This is a genomic window from Lientehia hominis, from assembly GCF_021044755.1.
Taxonomy (GTDB): domain Bacteria; phylum Bacillota; class Clostridia; order Lachnospirales; family Lachnospiraceae; genus Lientehia; species Lientehia hominis.
In genome coordinates, this window is sequence record NZ_JAJNOR010000004.1 from 319,662 (window position 1) to 339,749 (window position 20,088).

Consider the following 20,088-nt stretch of genomic DNA (forward strand, 5'->3'; position numbering starts at 1 on the left):
AGATCATGTTAGAGGAAATCAGAAGTCCTGAGGATCTGAAGGCCCTGGACCCTGCACAGTTTCCAGCGCTGGCAGAGGAGATCCGCCAGTTTTTAATAGAGAAAGTGAGCGAACACGGCGGCCATCTGGCTTCCAACCTGGGAGTGGTCGAGCTGACCATGGCCCTTCACCTGGCTCTCAATCTGCCGGAGGATAAGATCGTTTGGGATGTGGGGCATCAGTCCTATACCCACAAGCTTCTTTCCGGCAGGAGAGAAGATTTTGAGAGCCTGAGGGAATATGGGGGAATGAGCGGCTTTCCCAAGCGGAGAGAGTCTGAATTTGACAGCTTTGATACGGGACACAGCTCCACGTCAATCTCGGCTGGTCTGGGCCTGGTGGAAGCACGCGACCGTCTGCACGAGGACTATACAGTGGTGTCTGTCATCGGCGACGGCGCTCTGTCGGGAGGAATGGCCTATGAAGCCCTGAACAATGCGTCCCGGCTGAAGAGCAATTTCATCATCATTCTTAATGACAATCATATGTCAATCTCGGAGAGTACCGGAGGGTTTTCGAAGTACTTGTCCAAAATACGGGTGGGCAGCGGGTATAACAATCTAAAACGGGATGTGAGCCGGGGGCTGTCCAAGGTGCCGGGAGTGGGCGAGCCTTTGGTGGAGAACATTGTACGCGCCAAAATGGCGCTGAAGCAGTTCATGGTTCCGGGTATGTTTTTTGAAAATTTGGACATCACCTATGTGGGCCCCATGGACGGTCATAACATTCCTGAAATGGTTCGTATTCTGGAGGAAGCAAAGAAATTTGAACGGCCGATTCTCATCCATGTGAAGACAAAGAAAGGGAAAGGATATATCCCCGCCGAACGGTATCCCGTCAAATTTCACGGAATAGGCCCTTTCTGCATTGAGACAGGCAAATCTGTGGAGGAGAAAAAAGGTATCAGCTATACGGAAGCCTTTTCTCATACGATCTGCCGGCTGGCAGAAAAGGATGATAAGATCGTAGCGGTCACGGCAGCGATGCCGGAGGGCACCGGGCTTAAAAAATTCGCCGCCCTCTATCCGGACCGGCTGTTTGACGTGGGGATTGCCGAGGAACATGCGGTCACATTTGCGGCCGGCATGGCTGCGGGAGGACTGAAGCCTGTGGTGGCGGTCTATTCCTCGTTCCTGCAGAGGGCATATGATCAAATGCTTCATGATGTCTGTCTTCAGAAGCTTCCGGTGGTATTTGCCATTGACCGTGCCGGTCTCGTAGGCTGCGACGGAGAGACTCATCAGGGGATCTTTGATCTGTCTTATTTGAGAAGCATGCCGGGAATGGCGGTTTTTGCACCCATGAATAAGTATGAACTCAGGAACGGTCTGGAATTCGGAATACAGGCGGGAGTACCGTTTGCTGTCCGGTATCCAAGAGGCACCGCGTATTCCGGACTTAAGGAGTATCAGGATCCTATAGAGTTAGGAAAGAGTGAAGTGATATACAGAGGCGGAGAAATCGCACTTCTTTCTGTCGGCAGCATGATGAAGACGGCAGTACGGGTCCATGAGAAGCTGAAGGAATCGGGCATATCGGCTACGCTGGTAAACGTGCGGTTTGTCAAGCCCATGGATAAAGAACTGCTGGACGATCTGGCAAAGACTCACGGATGTCTTGTGACCATGGAAGAGAATGTGATCTGCGGAGGATACGGAGAGGCGGTCTCCTCTTATATACATGAAAGGGACTATGGGACGAAGGTGCTGAAAGCTGCGGTTCCGGATACTTTTGTGGAGCATGGACCAGTAGATATCCTTAAGAAGGATTTGGGGCTGGATGCGGACTCCATTTTCCAGAGGATCAAGAACGAATATATACGGAAGGAAAACTAAAATGAAGGAACGTCTCGATGTGCTGCTGGTTTCCAGGGGATTCGCTGAATCCAGGGAAAAGGCAAAAACCATGATCATGGAGGGAATCGTTTTTGTAAACGGGCAGCGGGAAGATAAGGCAGGGGCATCGTTTCAGCCGGAGGCGCCCATCGAGGTCCGCGGGCAGACCCTTAGATATGTGAGCCGGGGAGGGCTTAAGCTGGAAAAAGCCATGAGCCAGTTCGGGATTTCTTTGGATGGGAAGATCTGCATGGACGTGGGAGCTTCCACAGGAGGATTTACTGACTGTATGCTGCAAAACGGCGCGGTACGGGTATATTCTGTCGATGTGGGACGCGGGCAGCTGGCCTGGAAGCTTCGGCAGGATAAACGGGTCGTTTGTATGGAAAAGACGAATATCCGTTATGTGACGCCGGAGGACATCGGTGAACCGGCGGACTTTTCTTCCATTGACGTTTCTTTTATATCCCTTACAAAAGTACTCCTTCCGGTGCGGGAGATTCTGAAGGACGGAGGAGGCGTGGTATGCCTGATCAAACCCCAGTTTGAAGCCGGACGGGAAAAGGTCGGAAAAAAAGGAGTGGTCAGAGAGCCGGAGATTCATCTGGAGGTTATCCGTAAGGTAATGGATTATGCGGGAAGCATCGGATTTGGCAGAAGGGCCCTGGAGTTTTCTCCGATCAAAGGCCCGGAGGGAAATATTGAATATCTGCTCTTTCTGATAAAGGGAGGAGAAGACGCGGAAACCATCAACCCGGAAGACATCGTTGCGAAAGCCCATGAGGAATTGAGATGAACCGATTTTATATCATTACGAACAGAGAGAAAGACCCGGAGCTTACAGTGACCGGAAAGATCAAGAGATTTCTGGAAAGCCAGGGAAAAGTCTGTGTGCTGAACGCAGACGCGCCGATACCTGAGGATACAGACTGCGTTCTGGTCCTTGGAGGTGACGGGACTCTCCTTCAGGCGGCCAGGAACCTGGTGTGGAAGGATGTCCCGCTCCTGGGCGTGAACCTGGGAACCTTGGGGTATCTGGCGGAGCTGGATATCCATTCGGCCCTCGGCGGCCTGAAAGAGCTGCTGGAAAGCGGACCCTCCGTGGTGGAAGAGCGGATGATGTTAAAAGGTTCCGTATATCATGACGGAAAGATGGTCTGTGAAGACATCGCCCTCAACGATATCCTGATCGGAAGGAAATCCGGTTTTAAGGTGATTCGGTTCAAGGTATACGTGGATGGAGAATTTCTGAATGCCTATGCAGCGGACGGTATGATCGTGGCTACGCCCACGGGCTCCACGGCGTACAATCTGTCGGCAGGCGGCCCGATCGTGGAGCCGACGGCTTCTTTGATCGTTCTGACTCCCATAGCGCCCCATACGATGATAAACAGGAGTATCGTGCTTTCTGCAAAAAGCCAGATAAAGCTGGAGCTGGTAGTTCCTCCGGGACGCGCGGAGGTGGAAGCTACGGTAGGCTTTGACAGTGACAACCAATGTCCGTTCCAGGCAGGGGACTATATAGAGATACAGAAAGCCATGAGGACGACGAAGATCCTGAAGCTGAACCGGATTGGATTTTTGGAAACGCTCCGCCATAAAATGTCGGCGGAATGACATAGAGGAGGAAATGGACATGAAAATTGAGCGCCACAGCAAAATTGTGGAATTGATTGGAAAGTATGACATTGAGACACAGGAAGAGCTGGCGGAGAAACTGAATGAAGCCGGATTCCGGGTGACTCAGGCTACCGTGTCCAGAGATATCAGAGAACTGAAGCTGACAAAGGTGGCCGTGGACGGAGGAGGACAGAAATATGTGGTGCTCCACAAAGCCGACAGCAATCTGAATGATAAGTATATCAGAATCCTTCGGGACGGTTTTGTCTCCATGGATATGGCCCAGAATATCCTGGTGGTGAAGACCGTGCCCGGCATGGCTATGGCAGTGGCGGCGGCGCTTGACGCACTTCGGTTCCATGAGATCGTGGGCTGTATTGCAGGAGACGACGCCATCATGTGTGCGGTCAGGAGCGTGGATGATACTATCATTGTTATGGAAAAGCTTCGCCGGGTGATGTCATCCCAGTGAGAGGAGATGTGCCATGTTACTGAATCTGCATGTGAAAAATGTTGCCCTCATTGAAGAAGCGGATGTGAGCCTTGGAGACGGCCTCAATATTTTGACAGGTGAGACCGGTGCCGGGAAATCCATCCTGATCGACGCGGTGAATCTGGCCTTGGGGGCAAAGACCGCAAGAGGTCTGTGTCGGAATGAGGATATACCTGCCAGTGTGGAGCTCCTGTTCAGTGTTTCCGGACGAGAGAAGAAGGAGGCGCTGGAAAAGCTTGGAGTCGTTCCGGAGGAGGACGGCTCTGTTTTGATTGCCAGAAAGCTGTCCCAGGGGAAGAGTATATGCAAGATTAACGATGAGACGGTGACCGTATCCAGGCTGCGGGCAGTGACTGGCCTTTTGATCGATATCCATGGCCAGCATGAGCACCAGTCGCTTTTACATAAGTCCAAGCATCTGGAGATTCTGGACGCGTATGCGAAACATCAGGAAGAAACGGTAAAGGAACGTCTGGCAGAGAATTATTCCGTCTATGCGGCATCCAAAAAGGAACTTGCGACCTATGAGATAGGGGAGGAAGAGAGAATCCGGGAGATGGATTTTCTTTCTTATGAGATACGGGAGCTGGAGAACGCCGGTCTGCAGGAGGGCGAGACGGAGGAGCTGGAGCTCCGCTATAAACGCATGATGAACGGGCAGCGGATCACAGAGAGTCTTTCGAAAGCCCAGGAGCTGACGGGAGATGAGGACGGAGCCGGAGAGTTTCTCGGCCGGGCTATCCGCGCCCTCTTTGAAGTGGTAAATTATGATGAAGCGCTGGCAGGGCTTCTTTCGCAGGCGGAAGAGGCGGAAGATATCGTAGGCAGCCTGAACCGTGCGCTGACTGAATACGGAAAGGAACTGGAGTTTGATGAAAGGGAGATGAACCAGATGGAAAAGCGTCTGGATTTTCTCCACAGTCTTCAGGTTAAATATGGAGATTCCTATGAGGATATGATGGAATCTCTGGATACCAGGAGAAGCCGGTTTGAAAAGCTGGCGGCATTTGATGAAAGAAAACAGGCTGCGAAGGCTGCTTTTGAACAAGCAGAAAGGAGTGTGCTTCTGCTTGCCGGTGAGCTGTCAAAGATTCGGAAGGCAGAGGCGTTTTATCTGACGGAGTCCATCCGTTCCGCGCTGGCAGATCTGAACTTTTTGGATGTTCAGTTTTCCATGGGATTTACGAAAAAAGGGCAGACGGGGCCGGACGGATTCGATGAGGTGGAGTTCCTTATTTCCACCAATCCCGGTGAGGAGCTCAGGCCCTTGTCTCAGGTGGCGTCCGGAGGCGAGCTCTCCAGGATCATGCTGGCAATCAAGGCTGTGCTGGCGGACACGGATGATATCGAAACCTTGATTTTTGATGAGATCGACGCGGGGATCAGCGGCAGGACGGCCCAGAAGGTATCGGAAAAGCTGAATGATATCGGCAGGAGTCATCAGGTAATCTGCATCACCCATCTGCCGCAGATAGCGGCCATGGCCGACTGCCATTATAAGATTGAAAAAAATGTAAAAAATGGAAGGACAGTGACAGAGGTCACAAAGCTCTCTGATGAAGAAGAAATAGAAGAGCTCTGCCGTCTTTTGAGCGGTGCAGCCATTACCGATGCGGTAGCAGAGAATGCGAGGGAGATGAAAGAGCTGGCAATGACTTACAAACGGTAAAATTACATCCGTAATATGAAGAAAGCCTGAAAATGCAAGTAACTAAGGGCCTTGTTCGATCGAGGGAAAAATTACCTCAGATTGAATGAGGCTCTTTTGCATGGCGTTTTATTTTTTGCTCCATAATAAAGGGGAGCGATTGAAAAAGAAAATTCTTTAAAATACGGAGGCGCGCCATGACACGGAAACAAAAATACAGACAGTTTCTCATACGGCTGATCTGGATCATGATTATTTTTACCTGTTTGTTCTCATATTATTATATTCGGCATATGATTCCCGAAAAAATCCGTGTCGTGGTGGGGGAAGAAGGCACTTTTCAGTTTTCTCTTCCCTGGGGAAGCACCCTGGAAACGGAAAATGAAGAAGTGCTTTTAGGAAGTATTTCGAACATACCGGAGGGCGCTGTCCGAATCAATACAGACCGGGCATTTACAGTGGAGGGGACTTCCCTTGGCAGCTATGACATGGACATCAAGCTGTTTGGCTGGCTGCCGCTTCGCAACATTCAGGTTGACGTGGTGGAATCCCGATCAGTGATTCCAGGAGGCGAATCCATAGGCCTCTATCTGGAAATGGACGGCGTTATGGTAGTCGGTACGAGCGAATTGACGGATAAAGAAGGAAGCATTGTGGAACCGGCTTACGGCATCGTGAAATCCGGAGATTATATCCTGGAGGCAAATGGACAGCCGGTAGCAGATAAGGAAGCGCTGATTGCCGCGATATCTTCCAATGGTGAGGCGCCTTGTGTTTTTAAAATACGCAGGGACGGTGAGATGATAGAAGCTAAGGTGAATACGGTTTTGACCAGTGACGGGAGCTGTAAGGCCGGGATATGGGTAAGAGATGATGCCCAGGGCATCGGCACCCTCACTTATGTGGATGAAAATGGTTATTTCGGTGCTCTGGGACACGCGATGAGTGACACGGATACAGGGCAGCAGCTGGAGGCTTCCGAAGGTGATCTTCAAAAAGCTCAGATTCAGGACGTGATAAAGGGCCAATCTGGTACACCGGGCTCTCTTCTCGGAACGATTGTCTACAGCGACAGCCATTGGGGAGATGTTTTTGGCAATACGCAGGCCGGCGTGTTCGGCCATACAGAGCTGGCCAACTGGGATATGAAAGCGGCAGACGCGCTTCCTGTAGGCTTTAAGCAGGATGTGAAGCTAGGGCCTGCGTCCATTCGATGTTCTGCAGACGGAGAAGTCAAGGAATATGACATTGAGATCATAAAGGCAGATATCACTACAGACAGCAACAAAGGAATGGTTGTTCAGGTGACGGATCCGGAGCTTTTGGAGCTGACCGGAGGAATCGTTCAGGGCATGAGCGGCAGCCCTATCATACAAGACGGAAAAGTTGTGGGGGCGGTGACACATGTGTTTGTTCAGGATTCTACAAAAGGATACGGGATTTTTTTGGAAACCATGCTGGAAAAGCAGGAAGAGACTGTAAAGAAATAAAGAAGTTTTAATATGATCTGCAAGGATTCTCTTTTTCGACAAAATACGACAGAAAAATGTCGATTAAAGCGTCTCTTTTCCGTTGCTATTCTACCTTCTTCTCTTTTATAATGGGAAAGTACCCCTGTAAAGGAAAAAAATAACAGGATTACGACGGAAAGCAGGACTTGCTGTCAGGCTGCGGGGGCAGACGGAAAAGGAGGATGAAAAATGGCAAAACTACAGGTAGCAATTGCTGACGACAACGAAAGAATCTTACAACTTTTAGATAACATCATCAGTCGTGATGATGAATTTGAAGTGATAGGAAAAGCGAACAATGGAGAAGAAGCTTATGAACTGATCAAAGAGAAAGAACCGGATATTATGCTGCTCGACATTATCATGCCGAAGCTTGACGGTTTATCCGTAATGGAAAAGGTCGGTAAAGACCCGTCTCTGAAGAAAAGGCCGGAATTCATCGTGATCACTGCCATTGGGCAGGAGAGAATTACGGAAGATGCCTTTCAGCTGGGGGCATCTTATTATATTATGAAACCCTTTGATTCGGACATGGTATTGAACCGGATGAAGCATATCGGGATGGGACGCCGCAGAGGTGCGGAGACCAGGAAGATCGTACCATATGAAAGTCAGGAACAGTACATTGAAAGAAATCTGGAAACCGATGTGACAAATCTGATACACGAGATCGGGGTTCCGGCACATATCAAAGGATATGGTTATTTAAGAGATGCCATCATTCTGTCAGTTTCCGACATGGAAATGCTGAATTCCATTACTAAGATGCTTTATCCTACGGTCGCGAAGATGCATCAGACGACGCCCAGCAGAGTGGAACGCGCCATCCGGCATGCCATCGAAGTAGCATGGAACAGAGGTAAGATGGATACCATTGATTCTCTTTTTGGCTACACCATCAATACGGGAAAGGGAAAGCCGACAAATTCCGAATTTGTGGCTCTGATCGCCGATAAGATCCGTCTGGAATATAAGAACAAATGAGTAAAGGCCCTCTTTCAGGAGGGTCTTTGCATTTCCGGCAGACTTATGTCGGCGTAATTCAGAAATACTGCTTCCAAAATTCCGTGGAATCTAGTATAATGAAATACAGGATTTTATTGTTGGGGAAAGTGATATTCTGGAGGTAGCAGAGTGAAGAAAATATTATTCGTTGCATCGGAAGGTGTGCCTTTTATTAAAACAGGCGGTTTGGCGGACGTTGTAGGCTCTCTGCCCAAATATTTTGACAAAGAGAAATATGATGTCCGGGTGATGCTCCCCTATTACGAGTGCATTCCTGCACGGTACAAGGAGCAGGCAGAATATCTGACTAATTTTTACATGGACTATATGTGGCAGGACAGATACGTAGGGCTTTTTAAGATAGAGCATGAGGGAATCCCCTTTTATTTCGTGGACAATGAATGGTACTTCAGCGGTGCCAAGCCTTACACGGATCAGTATTTTGATCTGGAGAAATTCGCTTTTTACAGCAAGGCTGTGTTGTCGGCACTGCCCGTGCTGGATTTTAAGCCGGATGTGGTCCATTGCCACGACTGGCAGACTGGTCTGATACCGGTACATCTGAAGGATAAATTCCGCGCCAATCCATTCTACAGAGATATTAAGTCTGTGATGACCATTCATAACCTGAAATTCCAGGGAGTGTGGAGTGTGGATGTGATACAGCGGATCTCAGAGCTCTCTGACTATTATTTCACGCCGGATAAGCTGGAATCCTACAGCAACGGCAACATGCTGAAGGGCGGAATTGTCTATGCCGACAAGGTCACGACGGTCAGCAACACCTATGCGCAGGAAGTGAAGATGCCTTTCTATGGTGAAGGCCTGGATGGACTGATGCGGGCGCGTTCCCATGATCTGTGGGGCATCCTGAACGGAATTGATTACGAAGAATACGATCCGGCAGCAGATCCTTTCATCTACCAAAATTATGACGCGAGGACATTCCGCAAGGAAAAAGGAAAGAATAAGACAGGTCTCCAGCGAGAGCTGGGCATGGAAGTGAATCCGAAAAAGTTTATGATCGGCATTGTTTCCAGACTTACGGATCAGAAAGGTCTGGATCTGGTCCAGGCCGTGATGGATCAGATCTGCACGGAGGATCTGCAGTTTGTCATCCTTGGGACCGGCGATGAGAAATATGAAAATATGTTCCGCCATTATGACTGGAAATATCATGACAGCGTATCCGCGAATATCTATTATTCGGAGACAATGTCCCATAAGGTATATGCGGCATGTGACGCTTTCTTGATGCCCAGCTTATTTGAACCCTGCGGCCTGAGCCAGATCATCAGCCTGCGCTACGGAACAGTGCCCATCGTCAGGGAGACCGGCGGGCTTAAGGATACGGTGGAGCCCTACAATGAATACGACAGTACCGGCACCGGCTTTTCCTTTGCGAATTATAATGCCCACGAGATGTTGGGCAGTATCATGTACGCGAAAAACACTTATTATAATAAAAAGAGAGAATGGAATAAAATCATTGACAGAGGGATGGCGAAAGATTTTTCCTGGACCAGTTCCGCCCAAAAATATGAGGAGTTATACAGTGTCTTATAAGAAATCAGAAAATCCCCAGTCTTTTGTGCTCCGGGGAGAAGACAAGGAGCTTGCCAGAGAGTGGGTACAAGATACTTCATGGCTGGAAAAGGAAGCGTACGAATGGGATGATAAATACATGGAATGCGTGTCGGATATCATGGCAGCTCCGGTATTTCAGTCCATGGACCGGTATATTCAACATGGGAATACCACGACAAAGGCACACTGTATTCAGGTTTCCTATCTGAGCTATCGTATCTGTAGGAGATATTCCTGGGACTATGTGTCGGCAGCCAGAGCAGGCCTTCTTCACGACCTGTTTCTCTATGACTGGCATACGGAAAAGAACCATATTCATGGCTTTACCCATCCCAGGGTGGCGATGGAAAACGCGAAAAAGTATTTTGATATCACTCCCCATGAGCAGAACATCATATTGCGGCATATGTGGCCTCTGACCCCGGTGCCTCCCAAAAGCCGGGAGGGTCTGGTGATCGTCTACGCGGATAAATTCTGCGGGGTCAGTGAAATGTACGGCAGAGTGAAGCAGGCGGTGCTGCGGGCCGTACACGCATAGCATTACAGACTGTCGGAAATCTGCACAACGGGCAGACACGGTAATGTCTGCATTTTTCACAAAAATCCCGGTATTTCTTTGATTTCCCTTACGAAGAATGTCATCTGGTGGTATAATGATATTAAATCAGTTGGAAATTCATGGAAAGGGAGGCTGTCGAATGTTTCAAGTGGGAGAATATATTGTCTGTGACCATAATGGAGTGTGCAAAGTATTGGGCATTGCCGAGATGCCGGAGCTGAAAAAAGATATTCTGTATTATCAGCTGGAGCCGGTCTATTCCAAAGGCAGCCGGATCTTTGTCCCGGTAGACAGTGACAAACTGGTGCTGAGAAGGGTCTCATCTGAGGAAGAGGTGGAAGCACTGCTTGACGAAATCCCTTCCATAGAGACGATGTGGATCTCCAATGAAAAGAAGCGGGAAGAAGAATACAGAGAGGTTGCCAGGAGATATGAATGTAGAGAATGGGTAAAGATCATCAAGACTATTTATCTGCGAAAAAAGAGCAGACGGCTGGAAGGAAAAAAGATTACTTATATAGATGAAAAGTATATGAAGCTGGCGGAGGATAATCTGTATGGAGAGATCAGTATCCCTCTGCATCTCACGCCGGACAAAGTGGAAAAGTTTATCCGGGAGAGAATCAATAAGGCAGCAGTATCGGTGATAGAAGAATAAGAAAAGCCGGCGCTGGATGAGAGACTTGACAGATATAGAAAAATCAGTATAATCATTCATAGAGTGTGAACGCAGGACGGGCGCACGAAGGGGTACACCACCACGGGTGTAGCCTTTCGTGTGTCTTTTTTGTTCTATCAGAAAGGAGGAATATGGTGTGATTATCATTAACGGCGAGTTTGCGGACCAGGCAGAAGGAAAGTCTCTTTCGTCTTACCTTTCTGAATCCGGATACAAGCAGGAAAAAGTGGCAGTGGAACGGAATGGGAAGATCGTACCCAAATCAGAATATGACGATACAGTCCTAAGGGATAACGATGAGGTGGAGATAGTCAGTTTTGTGGGCGGGGGCTGAAAACGATGAGGGCGGCGGAAAAGCTGACAAGAGAAGAAATTGCGGCGGCTGTGGACAGCCGGTTTCCTGAAAATGTGAGGGACAGACTTAGGGACGCCACAGTTGGCATCGCCGGTCTGGGCGGACTCGGTTCCCATATTGCCGTCATGCTTGCAAGGAGCTGCGTGGGACATCTTCGCTTAGTGGATTTCGACCGTGTGGATGTGAGCAATTTGAACCGGCAGGCATATGGGATATCACACTTGGGCATGGAAAAAACGAAGGCTCTTTCTCAGATCATAAAGGGCATCAATCCTTATTTGGATGTAAAGATTCATACGGTGCGTGTGGACAGAAAAAATGCCGGAACGTTATTTGAGGAATGCCCGATCGTCTGTGAGGCCTTTGACCGTCCAGAAGAAAAGGCTATGCTTGTGAATACACTTTTAGAGAAATGTCCGGACACGGTGGTGATATCTGGCTCCGGCATGGCTGGTTATGGAAGCGGAAATGAAATCCAGGCAAAAAAGGTGATGAGACGTCTGTATCTGTGCGGAGATGGGGAGACGGATATTGCGGACGGAATCGGGCTTATGGCTCCCAGGGTGAACATCTGCGCGGGTCAGCAGGCGAATATGGCAGTCCGCTTGATTCTTGGAGAACAGATGCCGTGAGTAAAAAAGACAATATATTGTACAGCAGGAAAAGGAGATAAACATGAAAGAGGACAAATTAGTAATCGGCGGACATGAGTTTTCATCCAGGTTTATCCTGGGTTCTGGAAAATATAATCTGGACCTGGTTAAGGCAGCCGTGGAGTGTGCCGGTGCAGAAATCATCACATTGGCTGTCCGCCGGGCGAACAGCGAGACCGCCAGTATACTGGATTATATTCCGAAAGGGGTGACTCTTCTGCCTAATACTTCCGGAGCGAGGAACGCGGAGGAGGCTGTCCGGATCGCCCGCCTGGCCAGAGAATTGGGGTGCGGAGACTTTATAAAGATCGAGGTGATCCATGATTCCAAATATCTGCTTCCCGATAATCAAGAGACGATCAAAGCGACGGAGATTCTGTCAGAGGAAGGCTTTGTTGTGATGCCTTATATGTATCCGGATCTGTATGCAGCAAGGGCGCTTGTGAATGCCGGAGCTGCTTCCATCATGCCTTTGGCGGCGCCAATCGGTTCCAATAAGGGGCTCTGTACGAAGGATTTTATCCAAATACTTGTGGACGAGATAGAGCTTCCCATTATCGTGGACGCGGGAATCGGACGCCCTTCCCAGGCATGTGAGGCAATGGAAATGGGAGTATCTGCAATCATGGCGAATACGGCAGTGGCGACGGCGGGAGACATAAAGGTCATGGCAGGAGCTTTTAAGAAGGCCATTGAGGCAGGCAGAGAGGCGTACTTAGCGGGACCGGGCAGAATCCTTGGAAGGGGCGGAGACGCCTCCTCGCCTCTGACCGGATTTTTGAGAGACTAAGACGGGAGGCTAAAGAAACATGGAGAAAAAAGCAGAGAATGCGGCCGGTATGGCTCAGAATAACGCGGAGGAAAGCAACCAGTTCATTCCGGAGATTGAATTGGAACGCTATCTGAATATGGAACGGACGAATCATATGGAATATATGGAAGGCATGGAACAGATTTCTCCGGAGGTGATGGATGAGGTCATAAGCAGGATGAACGCTTATGATTATGATTCCTGTACAGAGCAGGACGTGAAGCGGGTGCTGGAGAAGGAGAATCTGAGCCCAGAGGATTTTGGGGCGCTTCTTTCTCCGGCAGCCGGTCCATTCCTGGAACAGATGGCGGCCAGGGCGCAGAAAGAGACCAGAAAGCATTTTGGAAGCTCCGTGTATCTGTTCACCCCTCTTTATATAGCCAATTACTGCGAAAATTTTTGTATATACTGCGGTTTCAATTGTCACAATAAAATCCGAAGGGCGAAGCTGGACGAAGCCGGCATAGAAAAGGAGCTTAAAGCGATCGCGGAAACAGGATTGGAGGAAATCCTCATTCTGACAGGGGAGAGCCGTCACATGTCCGATGTCCATTATATCGGGGAGGCATGCCGGCTGGCTAAAAAGTATTTTAAAATGGTCGGGATCGAGGTATATCCGATGAACTCCGACGAATACGCTTATCTTCACAAATGCGGCGTGGATTATGTGACCGTGTTCCAGGAAACTTATAATTCTGACAAATATGAGACGCTGCATATTTCTGGACATAAACGAGTATTTCCGTATCGGATCAATGCTCAGGAACGGGCGCTGAGGGGAGGGATGCGGGGAGTTGCTTTTGCGGCGCTTCTCGGTCTGGATGATTTCCGGAAGGATGCATTCGCTACAGGAATGCATGCATGGCTGCTGCAGAGAAAGTATCCCCACGCGGAGATTTCTTTCTCCTGTCCCAGACTGCGGCCTATCATCAACAACGATAAGATCAATCCGAAGGATGTCCATGAGCCGCAGCTTCTGCAGGTGATGTGTGCGTACCGCTTGTTCATGCCTTATGCAGGCATGACGATTTCCACCAGAGAACGGGCGGGCTTCCGCGACCATGTGATAGGATTGGCTGCGACAAAGATTTCCGCAGGTGTCAGCACCGGCGTAGGCAGCCATGGGGAGGAAGAGGAACAGGGTGACGACCAGTTCGAGATCGCAGATATCAGAAATGTGGACGAGGTATGTGCCGCAATCCGGGAACAGGGGCTGGAGCCGGTGATGAATGACTATGTATATCTCTGACCTGCCATACAAAAAAGGAGGAGCTGATATGAAATTCATCGCGGTCACGGACCGGAGTCTGTGCAGAGGATCTCTTATGGCTCAGCTGGAACGGATCTTAAATCTGCCGGATGAGGCAGCTCTTCCGAAACCGGATATGGTGATCCTCCGGGAAAAGGATCTTTCAGAAGCAGAGTATGAGGCTCTGGCCAGGCAGGTTATTCTTTTGTGCCGTGAGTATCAGACCGAGTGCATCCTTCATACTTATCCCCATGCGGCGGAGCGACTGGGGCACTGGAAGATTCATCTTTCCCTTCCATCACTTGAAAAGATGCAGGATTCGGGGGAGTGGTATGAGATTAAAAGTTTGTTTGATATGACGGGTGTTTCTGTCCACAGCGTTTCGGAAGCGGAACGAGCGGTGCGTCTGGGGGCAGATTATCTGACGGCCGGCCATGTGTTTTCGACGGACTGTAAAAAAGGAGTGCCGCCCAGAGGTCTTTTCTTCTTGGCAGACGTGGTGAAGGCGGCAAACAGGAGATGCCCCGTTTATGGGATTGGCGGGATGGACAGAACAAAGCTTTCTGCCGTCACGGAGACGGGAGCGGAAGGTATCTGTATTATGTCAGGGTATATGAAGGCATGAGCGATAGACTATTTTACGAATGCAGAGAAGATGGTAGAAGCCAAGTGACGCGCAACAGGGTAAGGTCCGTATGTGACCTTACCCTGTTTATGTAATAATCTTATTTTCTATAATGGTTCTTCTATAATTCTCTGAATAGCTGGAAGGGTTCTACCCCCAGCGCGTTTGCCAGATCAAAAAGAACCTCAAGGGTGGGCGGATAGTTGAAAGATGAGGATTCGATCTGAGACAGATATTTGACGGAGATTTCTGCTTTTGCGGCGGTTTGCTCCTGTGTAAGCTCCAGACGGTTCCGATAATATTTCAAATTCAGGGATAGAGTACGGTAATAGCTGAAATTGCAGATTTTAGGAGACTTTGGCTGAGACAATGCACTAAATCCTTTCTTGGTAACAATTGGAAACCCTTTATTTATAGTTTATTTAAGAATAAGAAATTCTTGAACACACTATTAATAATTTTTTTCTTATTATTAATAGGATTATACTGTATAATAGTAGCTGTAAAATAAAAGACTTTTTTCAACTTTCCAGTTGAAATATCTTGCATTTAATTACTAAATATAGTAATATATGGTATATGAACAACTAAGAAAATAGACGATGAGATGAGGGGAACATGAATTTTAACGAGTTATCAGATGCGGAACTGATTATTATGAAAATAATCTGGGACGCTGGCCGGCCTGTCCAGGCGCCGGAGGTCACAAAGGCCGCGGCAGAGAGATATGGGCGGGAATGGGCCAGGACGACGGTATCTACTTATTTGAAGATACTGGTTCAGAAAGGGTATCTGGAGATGACACGGACCGGTGGAAAGACGTATATCTATACGCCGCTGGTAGAGGAGGGGGTGTATCAGAAGCAGGTGATGAACAAGTTTTCTAACTTCTGGGGAAAGGGTTTTCTGAAAAACTTTGTTACATCATTGCACGATGAGGCTTTGACAGATGAAGATATTCAGGAACTAAAGGATTTTTTGAATGGCGTGGACGATTCTGAGTAGTTGGTTTTTCGGCGTGTTTCTGACTTCCCTGACTGGAACGGTTTCCTATTTTTTCTGGAAGCTGCTGGAGCTTGTCATGGAGAGAAAGAAACAGTTTCGCTGGATTGTATTTTCCGGAAAGCTGGTGATAATCTTTTACCTGGTTCCGGTCATATATCTGTATATTTATTTTTCAGAAATGCAGGTTGCGGATAACACATATACGTATACAAAGGTTATAACTCCAATTCTGCTTTATAGTATTGGCGCCGCGTTTCTGATTTGGCTGATGGGATTTTGTGTTGGGATTGCCCGGTATGTCATGCAGAAACATAATCTGAGATTATTTGTGAGTTGTTCTGTTCCCGCGGATTTGAAGATAAACCGGATAAAAGATGAGATTGAGAAGAGACTGGCGCTGAAACAAAGCGTAGCGGTCCGGCTTAATTCTCAGTGCAGTGTTCCTGTGGTTATGGGAGTACGGAAGCCGGTGATTCTTCTGCCGGAACAGAAGTACGACGAAAAGAAGCTGAGGATAATCCTGGAGCATGAGCTGATGCATGTAAAGCACCGGGATTTATTCTGGAAACAGTTTTTGTTCTGGATATCCAAGGTCCACTGGTTTAATTATTCGTTTAAACTCCTAATGGATGATATCAACGGCTGGAATGAGACATACTGTGACCGGGATGCCTGTTATGGAGAGATGGCCATTTGTACTTATGAAGAGTATTTTGATACGATCCTGGAGAACGCCAGGGTGAAGTCCAATGAATCGTTGTTGTTTACCATGCATTTATATGAAAACAAAAAGGGGATCAAAAGGAGGATGGTGAGAATGAGACATTATCACGCATCAAAGGAACTGAGAAAGGTGGTGGTGGCGTTACTGACCGTTTGCTTTGTCGGTGCCAGCTCTGTGACGGCGCTAGCCGCGGGCGAAGGTGTGCTGGAAGGGTATGATGCTCTGACGGATACGACTTTGAATAAGCTTGCCGAAACAGATGCTACGGATGACGTAGAGACGGTAATACCTCCGGGAACGGATATCGGTATAGTCGAGATTGAAGTGCCTGCATATACGAGAACTTACATGGACTGGACCATTCCCGGAGACACCGGCTATAGGACGGGACCGTTCTGGGTGACAAAAGGAAAGAAGATTGTAGCATCTACAATCATATCACCTACAAATAAATTTATAAACCTAGGAATTATTGAGCCGGATGGTACGAGAAGGCAGGTTTCTGGTATGGGTGCTGTAGCACATACCTTTGATATTAACTATACCGGCGGATACTGTGTGTTTGTGGAAAACCGGGCGAGCTCTGAAATTACAGTAAAGCTTTTGTATGCGGCAGAGTAACAGGTATGTGAAAAGGCGGTTGGCCGCTTTTTCTTTCAGGAAACATGACTAAATACTAAAACAATACTACCTTTTGTTTTCATATGAAATAGATTTAAGGATTTATGGAATTGGCAGCCTACATAAGATAAGGAAATGTTTGATCTACGAGGGAGATGGACAAAATGACTTTGGAAGAGGTATTGATGGAAGTCCATTATTTGAAAAGCTATAAGGGTTATCCGTGTCTCGTTTCCTGTGTCAAACGAGTAGTGGAGGATGAAACGAGATTATGTGAGATCAGGAAGAGAGTGTATCTTCCGGTAGCAGAAGAACAAGGGATAAAGCTCCAGAACCTGGAGAAAAATCTGAGAACGGTTCGAGACGTTTTTCAAATGCGCGGAGGGATCAAGATGCTGGAAAAGCATTTGGGAGGGAAACATGAGTTTTTCATATATCCCCGTGAGCTGATCGAAGCTTTGGCGGATTGCATCACAAATGAATGAACGGCGCCTTTAATGCCGCAGTGCAAAGAGAAACGCAGGGGAATGAAGCAGGCAGGGAGATGATATCATATATAATCTCCCTGCCTGCTTTTGTCAAGATATATATAGAAATTCTGGTTAAAGATGTCTTACTTGAACTGATTTTTTTGCTGTCAAGAAAAAACACTTGACAGAACGGAACGCTTCTTGTATGATAGACAAGGTGACAGATTCTGGATGGGTTATGTGCATCCGCGTGAATATTTGGCCGCCGGACGAGGGAGATCATGGAAAAGATTGTAGAGCAGACGCTTTTATATGATTTTTACGGAGAGCTCCTGACAGAGCACCAGAAACGGGTCTATGAAGATGTCGTCTTCAATGATCTGTCGTTCAGTGAAGCGGCAGAGGAGCGGGGGATATCCAGACAGGGCGTTCATGATCTGATCAAACGATGCAGCCGCATTTTACAAGAATATGAAGAGAAGCTGGGACTGGTGGAGAAATTCCTGAAAACCCGGGAAAAGGTAAAAGAGATTCACAGTCTGGCCCAGGAATACCGGAAGACAGAGGACAGAGCACTGATTTTTAAGATTGAAGAGATATCAGAAGAAATCAGCCGGCTGTGAAGTCAGAACATAGATGGGATTAGACAGCAGCGGAGGGAACAAATGGCTTTTGAAAGCTTATCCGACAAATTGCAGAATGTATTCAAGAAGCTGCGCGGCAAGGGGCGTTTGAGCGAGGCCGATGTCAAGGCGGCTCTTAAAGAGGTCAAGATGGCTCTTTTGGAGGCCGATGTCAGCTTTAAGGTGGTAAAACAGTTCATTAGATCCGTAGAAGCCAGGGCGGTCGGACAGGATGTGCTTAACAGCCTGACGCCGGGCCAGATGGTGATCAAGATCGTAAATGAGGAAATGGTATCCCTTATGGGCTCTGAAACTACGGAGCTCAAATTGAATGCCGGAAGCGCCATGACGGTCATCATGATGGTGGGGCTTCAGGGCGCGGGCAAGACCACGACCTCGGCGAAGATTGCCGGAAAGATGAAAGAAAAAGGCAAGAGACCTCTCTTAGTGGCGTGTGATGTTTACCGCCCGGCCGCGGTGAAGCAGCTCCAGGTGAATGGGGAAAAACAGGGCGTGCCGGTGTTTTCCATGGGCGACAGGCATAATCCTGTCAATATCGCAAGGGCTGCCATTGAGCACGCAGAGAAGAACAATAACAATATAGTGATTTTGGATACAGCCGGACGTCTCCATATAGATGAAGACATGATGGCAGAGCTTCAGGAGATAAAGGAAAACGTCCAGGTGGACCAGACGGTCCTGGTGGTGGACGCCATGACCGGACAGGACGCGGTGAATGCGGCCAGCATGTTCCAGGATAAGGTCGGCATTGACGGCGTTATCGTTACAAAGCTGGATGGTGATACCAGAGGCGGGGCTGCCCTTTCCATCCGGGCAGTGACCGGCAAGCCGATCTTGTATGTGGGCATGGGAGAGAAGCTTTCGGATCTGGAGCAGTTTTATCCGGACCGGATGGCTTCCAGGATTCTGGGCATGGGAGATGTGCTGACCCTGATCGAAAAGGCAGAAGCCCAGTTTGATGAAAGTCAGGCGAAGAAGCTGGAACAGAAGATGAAGAAGGCGGAGTTTGACTTCAACGACTATCTGGAGCAGCTGGATCAGATCAAGAAGATGGGCGGCATCGGCGATATGCTGAACATGCTTCCCGGCATGGGGAGCAAGATGAAGAATGTGGATATCGACGAATCGGCTATGGACAGGACGAAATCCATTATCTATTCCATGACGCCGGCGGAGCGGTCCAACCCGGACATCATAAATCCTTCCAGAAAAAAGAGAATCGCGGCCGGAGCCGGCGTGGATATCGCGGAAGTCAACCGGCTCATGAAGCAGCATGAACAGAGCAGGAAGATGATGAAGCAGATGTCAGGCATGATGGGAAAAGCAGGAAAAAAAGGCAGGTTTAAACTTCCTTTTTAATAAATCAATACGATTCCAAGGAGGTGAATTCACATGGCAGTAAAGATGAGATTAAAGAGAATGGGTCAGAAAAAGGCACCTTTTTATAGAGTGATCGTTGCAGATTCCAGATCTCCCAGAGATGGCAGATTTATTGAGGAAATCGGATACTATGACCCTACTAAGGACCCCAGCGTAATCAAAATCGACGAGGAGTTAGCAAAGAAGTGGTTATCCACGGGCGCACAGCCTACGGATACAGTTGCAAAGCTTCTGAAGATCGCCGGTATTGAGAAATAATCCGTACTGGAGGTATGGCGATGAAAGAATTAGTAGAAGTGATTGCGAAAGCTCTGGTGGATAATCCGGACTCCGTTTCCGTTGTGGAAAAGGAAGACGACAAGGAAACCGTACTTGAGCTGACCGTTGACCCGTCCGATATGGGCAAGGTGATCGGCAAGCAGGGCAGAATCGCGAAAGCGATCCGCTGTGTGGTGAAAGCGGCGGCCTCCAGAGAAGACAAAAAAGCAGTTCTGGAAATTCAGTAAAGAAGCAGACAGAAGCGGCTGCCGCAGATTATTCTGAGGCGGCCGTTGGTATTTTCAGGATAAAGGCAT

23 protein-coding genes are annotated in these 20,088 nt (G+C 48.4%); 22 read left to right on the top strand and 1 reads right to left on the bottom strand.

The genetic code is table 11. The features are described 5' to 3' along the window. Positions 1-2 precede the first annotated feature (2 nt). The 15 genes from dxs (at position 3) to LQE92_RS08345 (ending at position 14,669) form a co-directional block, all read left to right on the top strand. Positions 3-1,874: a 1-deoxy-D-xylulose-5-phosphate synthase gene (gene dxs / locus LQE92_RS08275; RefSeq protein ID WP_231062606.1), complete on the top strand. Its 1,872-nt coding sequence runs from the start codon at positions 3-5 to the stop codon at positions 1,872-1,874. A gap of 1 nt (position 1,875) precedes the next feature. Further along, positions 1,876-2,670, top strand: coding sequence for a TlyA family RNA methyltransferase (locus tag LQE92_RS08280; RefSeq protein ID WP_231062507.1), 795 nt, complete (start codon positions 1,876-1,878; stop codon positions 2,668-2,670). Next, the gene (locus LQE92_RS08285) at positions 2,667-3,491 is read left to right on the top strand and encodes an NAD(+)/NADH kinase (protein WP_231062508.1); all 825 of its coding nucleotides are present in this window, start codon (positions 2,667-2,669) and stop codon (positions 3,489-3,491) included. The genes LQE92_RS08280 and LQE92_RS08285 overlap by 4 nt, the downstream gene beginning before the upstream one ends. A gap of 19 nt (positions 3,492-3,510) precedes the next feature. After that, the gene (gene argR, locus LQE92_RS08290; protein WP_147596480.1) at positions 3,511-3,966 is read left to right on the top strand and encodes an arginine repressor; all 456 of its coding nucleotides are present in this window, start codon (positions 3,511-3,513) and stop codon (positions 3,964-3,966) included. 13 nt (positions 3,967-3,979) lie between these two features. Then, positions 3,980-5,656 carry a DNA repair protein RecN gene (gene recN, locus LQE92_RS08295; RefSeq protein WP_231062509.1) on the top strand — a complete coding sequence of 559 codons (1,677 nt, stop codon included), beginning with the start codon at positions 3,980-3,982 and terminating at the stop codon, positions 5,654-5,656. A gap of 176 nt (positions 5,657-5,832) precedes the next feature. After that, positions 5,833-7,125 (top strand): SpoIVB peptidase, encoded by a 1,293-nt coding sequence (spoIVB, locus tag LQE92_RS08300; RefSeq protein WP_231062510.1) that lies wholly within the window; start codon positions 5,833-5,835, stop codon positions 7,123-7,125. 210 nt (positions 7,126-7,335) lie between these two features. Further along, complete coding sequence (spo0A, locus tag LQE92_RS08305; RefSeq protein ID WP_231062511.1) at positions 7,336-8,130, top strand: sporulation transcription factor Spo0A; 795 nt, start codon at positions 7,336-7,338, stop codon at positions 8,128-8,130. 150 nt (positions 8,131-8,280) lie between these two features. Continuing rightward, on the top strand, positions 8,281-9,717 hold the full coding sequence (gene glgA / locus LQE92_RS08310) for a glycogen synthase GlgA (RefSeq protein ID WP_231062512.1): 1,437 nt from the start codon (positions 8,281-8,283) through the stop codon (positions 9,715-9,717). A gap of 118 nt (positions 9,718-9,835) precedes the next feature. Beyond that, positions 9,836-10,276 (top strand): HD domain-containing protein, encoded by a 441-nt coding sequence (locus tag LQE92_RS08315; protein WP_231062607.1) that lies wholly within the window; start codon positions 9,836-9,838, stop codon positions 10,274-10,276. Positions 10,277-10,436: 160 nt separating this feature from the next. Next, positions 10,437-10,955 (top strand): CarD family transcriptional regulator, encoded by a 519-nt coding sequence (locus LQE92_RS08320; RefSeq protein WP_231062513.1) that lies wholly within the window; start codon positions 10,437-10,439, stop codon positions 10,953-10,955. 157 nt (positions 10,956-11,112) lie between these two features. Then, positions 11,113-11,310 (top strand): sulfur carrier protein ThiS, encoded by a 198-nt coding sequence (gene thiS, locus LQE92_RS08325; RefSeq protein WP_231062514.1) that lies wholly within the window; start codon positions 11,113-11,115, stop codon positions 11,308-11,310. Positions 11,311-11,315: 5 nt separating this feature from the next. Then, entirely contained in the window at positions 11,316-11,963 is a 648-nt protein-coding gene (gene thiF / locus LQE92_RS08330) for a sulfur carrier protein ThiS adenylyltransferase ThiF (protein ID WP_231062515.1), read from the top strand. Between the two features lie 43 nt (positions 11,964-12,006). Further along, complete coding sequence (locus tag LQE92_RS08335) at positions 12,007-12,774, top strand: thiazole synthase (RefSeq protein WP_231062516.1); 768 nt, start codon at positions 12,007-12,009, stop codon at positions 12,772-12,774. Positions 12,775-12,892: 118 nt separating this feature from the next. Further along, a complete protein-coding gene (gene thiH, locus LQE92_RS08340) occupies positions 12,893-14,044 on the top strand; it encodes a 2-iminoacetate synthase ThiH (RefSeq protein WP_231062608.1) in 1,152 nt (383 codons plus the stop codon). 28 nt (positions 14,045-14,072) lie between these two features. Then, on the top strand, positions 14,073-14,669 hold the full coding sequence (locus tag LQE92_RS08345; RefSeq protein ID WP_231062517.1) for a thiamine phosphate synthase: 597 nt from the start codon (positions 14,073-14,075) through the stop codon (positions 14,667-14,669). A gap of 121 nt (positions 14,670-14,790) precedes the next feature. Here the strand turns inward: LQE92_RS08345 and LQE92_RS08350 are convergent, their stop codons facing one another. Beyond that, positions 14,791-15,039, bottom strand: coding sequence for a helix-turn-helix domain-containing protein (locus tag LQE92_RS08350; protein ID WP_231062518.1), 249 nt, complete (start codon positions 15,037-15,039; stop codon positions 14,791-14,793). Between the two features lie 248 nt (positions 15,040-15,287). Here LQE92_RS08350 and LQE92_RS08355 point away from each other — a divergent pair, with 248 nt between their 5' ends. The 7 genes from LQE92_RS08355 (at position 15,288) to LQE92_RS08385 (ending at position 20,019) form a co-directional block, all read left to right on the top strand. Further along, entirely contained in the window at positions 15,288-15,674 is a 387-nt protein-coding gene (locus LQE92_RS08355; RefSeq protein ID WP_231062519.1) for a BlaI/MecI/CopY family transcriptional regulator, read from the top strand. Next, positions 15,652-17,019 (top strand): M56 family metallopeptidase, encoded by a 1,368-nt coding sequence (locus tag LQE92_RS08360; RefSeq protein WP_231062520.1) that lies wholly within the window; start codon positions 15,652-15,654, stop codon positions 17,017-17,019. Before LQE92_RS08355 ends, LQE92_RS08360 begins: the two co-directional genes overlap by 23 nt. Positions 17,020-17,183: 164 nt before the next feature. Beyond that, positions 17,184-17,504, top strand: coding sequence for a sporulation initiation factor Spo0A C-terminal domain-containing protein (locus LQE92_RS08365; RefSeq protein WP_231062521.1), 321 nt, complete (start codon positions 17,184-17,186; stop codon positions 17,502-17,504). A 266-nt stretch (positions 17,505-17,770) separates the two neighbouring features. Continuing rightward, entirely contained in the window at positions 17,771-18,112 is a 342-nt protein-coding gene (gene ylxM / locus LQE92_RS08370) for a YlxM family DNA-binding protein (RefSeq protein ID WP_231062522.1), read from the top strand. A gap of 42 nt (positions 18,113-18,154) precedes the next feature. Beyond that, positions 18,155-19,492: a signal recognition particle protein gene (ffh, locus tag LQE92_RS08375; protein WP_231062523.1), complete on the top strand. Its 1,338-nt coding sequence runs from the start codon at positions 18,155-18,157 to the stop codon at positions 19,490-19,492. A gap of 33 nt (positions 19,493-19,525) precedes the next feature. Next, a complete protein-coding gene (gene rpsP / locus LQE92_RS08380) occupies positions 19,526-19,771 on the top strand; it encodes a 30S ribosomal protein S16 (RefSeq protein ID WP_147596455.1) in 246 nt (81 codons plus the stop codon). A 20-nt stretch (positions 19,772-19,791) separates the two neighbouring features. Beyond that, positions 19,792-20,019 carry a KH domain-containing protein gene (locus LQE92_RS08385; RefSeq protein WP_231062524.1) on the top strand — a complete coding sequence of 76 codons (228 nt, stop codon included), beginning with the start codon at positions 19,792-19,794 and terminating at the stop codon, positions 20,017-20,019. Positions 20,020-20,088: the final 69 nt, after the last annotated feature.